This window comes from Luteococcus sp. (assembly GCF_043424415.1).
Lineage (GTDB): Bacteria > Actinomycetota > Actinomycetes > Propionibacteriales > Propionibacteriaceae > Luteococcus.
This window is the reverse complement of the sequence record NZ_JBHWOO010000270.1, coordinates 1-3,028: the sequence shown is the minus strand read 5'-3', so window position 1 is coordinate 3,028 and position 3,028 is coordinate 1. Positions and strand designations below refer to the sequence as shown.

The following is a 3,028-nucleotide window of genomic DNA, read 5'->3' as shown; positions in this document are numbered from 1 at the left end:
AGTGGTGGGGGCGTGAGGAGCGGTCCTGCATGGACTGGCCGGCGCGGTAGCGGTCGGCCCAGCGCTTGACGGTGGGCCAGGAGACCTGGAAGCGGGCGGCGACCTCGCTGACGGGCCAGCCCTGGTCGACCACGAGCTGGCCGACGATCTGGCGATGCCGGGGAGTGAGTGCCGCATTGGCGTGTGACATAGGTGTCCTTGGAGATGAAGACGGGCCAGCACTTTGTGGAGTGCTGGCCCGGTGATGGATTCAGAGGCGTTATCGCGCCGCAAACTCGAACCCGGTGGCGATGAGCGCCCGCAGCCATTCGCTCTGCGCGGTTCGGGCTGATTTCACCTCGACATGGTGGTTCCACCGATTGCGGCTGACCTGAGTCAGGTTGTGCACTCCGGTGTGGTGTTCTGGGTGATCGAGGGTCACGTTCAGATACAGCGTCCCGTCCGCCGTCTTCTCGTAAGCCCACAGCCAGAGAAACTTGCGGTTCACGGCATAGCTGACCTGGGCCTTGGCGGCCTTGGTGACAGGGCCGAGTCCCTGGACGAAGGCGTCGATGGATTCGTAGTGGGATTGAGTCTGGGGCTTCGCGGTGAAGTCGCTGATCATCTTGTTCGTGCGATCGGTCATCGAACGTTCTCTACTCGTAGTTCAGTTGGACAGGGGCGTGAGCACGGCGATCCGCCAGGTTCCCTCGTGGTGGGTCAGCTGGTACATGAGGCGTTCGTCGGGTGCTCCACCGTGGTGATTCCAGCTCACGTCGGCCCAGATGCTGTGGGGGCCGCAGGCGGCCACTTTGATGGTGTGGTCTGTTTGGGTGACGTCTCGATACTGGGCAAAGGCCGTCTCGAAGAAGTCGCGTGTCTGAGCCCGCTCGCTGACGGGGATCGCGGCTTGGGGGAAATCGATCAGGGCGGGGGTCGCATAGTGCTCCGCGATGGCGTCCGCGTCTCGCCGCAACAGTGCTTCTGCGTAGGTGGCGAAGAAGGCTCCCGCCACCTGCTCGGCGTTGAAGTGTTCAGTCATGCCTCTGACACTAACCACCAATCAGGACACGCCCATGTCATGGTTAGGATTTGCGTTATGCAGGTGATGACCACAGCAGCGGCCGCCTCACGGGACGCCCACTTGACGCTCCGACGGGTCGAGCGACAGCAGCACCTCATAACGATCCTGTCTCGTAAGGGCCCCCGTCGCACTTTCCAGGAGCTCGCTGACGAAGTGGGCGTCACCCCACGGACCATCGCGCGCGACATCCAGCGGCTACGCCACTCCGGTGTCCCGATCAGCGTCACACCAGGACGCGCCGGTGGCGCACTACTCGAAGCCACCACTGAGCCAGCACCGGTTCAACTGGACTTCGCTGAAATCGCAGCACTGATCAGCAGCTTGGCCGCAGTCGGGCCGACAGTGAGCGAACCAGCCCAATCCGCGATGACGAAACTGGTCAATGCGCTCTCAGGCCAAGACTCAAATTGCCCATCCAGCAGCTTAACCGCCGCTTCGATCAACGTCTCCGGTCAGTACACCTAGCCGCATCCCACCCCGCACCGCCGGTGGCCCGTCACAGTCGTGACGTGTCGCCGGCGGTGCTTTTTTCCTGAGGATAGGCGCGCCAAAGGTATGATCTTATAGGCTCCATGGGCGACTTCGGGCCCTCCACGACCCCTCTTTCACCGCCTGGTAGGGAAATGCGCACGGAAAATGCGAACAGCTGATTGTTGCAGCGACCTGCAGTAATCCGGCCACGTGCGCGTTATGTGCTCTTGTGCGCGTTTTTTTCCAACCCTTATATACGTAGACACGTGACCCACATGGGATACGACCATCACCACGGTTCAGGGAAAGGTCTCCGTCGTACATAGAGGTGGTGGTTACTAGCCTGTAGATGCGCACAGCGGAGCATAACTGCAGCTAGTTGCCTATATTTACCGTGCTCTATTTATTTCAAATAACGCACACCATAAAAACCTATCAATCTTTTAACCCTGTGACCTGCAGGTTTGCCACTTTCAGGTCGTGCGCATTTTGTGCGCTTTCTGGGAATCCAGGGAGTCGAAAAAGCGCACAGGAGTGTTCCTCCGTGAGTTATGTGGCAAATCTGGAACATACGCACGTTATGGTGCTATCTTTGGCCCGATTATGGTCCGTTCCGTGAGCCAGCGCTCTGCCCCTTTTCCCGGAAGGCCCATCAATCACGACAGGCCACCCACGGGCGGTGTCAACACTCTGCCTACCCCGCTGCCGACGGTGCACACCTTCCCCCTCAACCTCATAGCGCGCCCGCCAGGCGTGCTTGTCCGCCCCGCAGCCCTGGGTGTCAATGGCCGGGCCGCACACTCGATACCGTTACTGCGCACCAGGAGAGACGTCCCGTGGAGAGCGTCAAGCTCGAAATAATAATCATCAGAATATTCATCTGGAGATTATGCTATGATGATGGGGATATCGCCCCACCCCTTACCGAGGAGTCCCCATGGCTGTCGATAGCCCCCGCGCCCGCACCGAACGCGCCCTGGCCGAGCTTGTGGACACTGAAGGACCTCGGGCGGTCACCGTCGCCCGAATCCGGGCGGCAGCCCGGGTGGATCAGAGCGTGGCCGCGGACGTGGTCCGCCAGTGGCGGGACACCCAACGGGTAGGCGCCACCGACGAGGTGGCTGCTCCTGCCACAGAGGAGGAGGCGCGGGCTTTTGAGACCCTGCGAGCGATCATCCGCCAGGCCGTGCTGGCTGAGCGTGCCACACAGGACGATGCCGTCAACCAGGCGGCGAGTGCTGCCGCGGAGGAGGCCGAGGAAGTCCGTCAGATGACCATCCGCATCGCCGAGGACCTCGAGAAGGAAAAGGCCACCACCGCCAAGCAGGCCACCACCATCGCCACCTTGCAGGCTGAGCTCGCCGCGGCAGCCGCAGAGGCTGACCGGCTACGGGATGAGGTGGCTCAACAGCGGGAGGTGGCCGGTGCTGCCCGTGAAGAAGCCGCCGAGACCCGCGGCAACTCTTCGTCTACGAACAACAGGCCACCGACAGG

General features: G+C 61.7%; 4 protein-coding genes and 1 pseudogene. 2 read left to right on the top strand and 3 right to left on the bottom strand.

All coding sequences use genetic code 11. The features are described from left to right. The 3 genes from ACHFFZ_RS15245 to ACHFFZ_RS15235 form a co-directional block, all read right to left on the bottom strand. Window positions 1-190: helix-turn-helix domain-containing protein (locus ACHFFZ_RS15245; RefSeq protein WP_394277449.1), on the bottom strand; the 190-nt coding region annotated here is incomplete at its 3' end. A gap of 69 nt (window positions 191-259) precedes the next feature. Continuing rightward, window positions 260-625 (bottom strand): DUF5655 domain-containing protein, encoded by a 366-nt coding sequence (locus ACHFFZ_RS15240; protein ID WP_124972273.1) that lies wholly within the window; start codon window positions 623-625, stop codon window positions 260-262. 21 nt (window positions 626-646) lie between these two features. After that, window positions 647-1,021, bottom strand: coding sequence for a nuclear transport factor 2 family protein (locus ACHFFZ_RS15235; protein ID WP_394277448.1), 375 nt, complete (start codon window positions 1,019-1,021; stop codon window positions 647-649). Window positions 1,022-1,060: 39 nt separating this feature from the next. Between ACHFFZ_RS15235 and ACHFFZ_RS15230 the strand changes: the two genes are divergently transcribed. After that, the gene (locus ACHFFZ_RS15230) at window positions 1,061-1,528 is read left to right on the top strand and encodes a helix-turn-helix transcriptional regulator (protein ID WP_394277447.1); all 468 of its coding nucleotides are present in this window, start codon (window positions 1,061-1,063) and stop codon (window positions 1,526-1,528) included. A 943-nt stretch (window positions 1,529-2,471) separates the two neighbouring features. Next, a pseudogene (locus tag ACHFFZ_RS15225) lies at window positions 2,472-3,028 on the top strand (hypothetical protein); the annotation flags it as partial.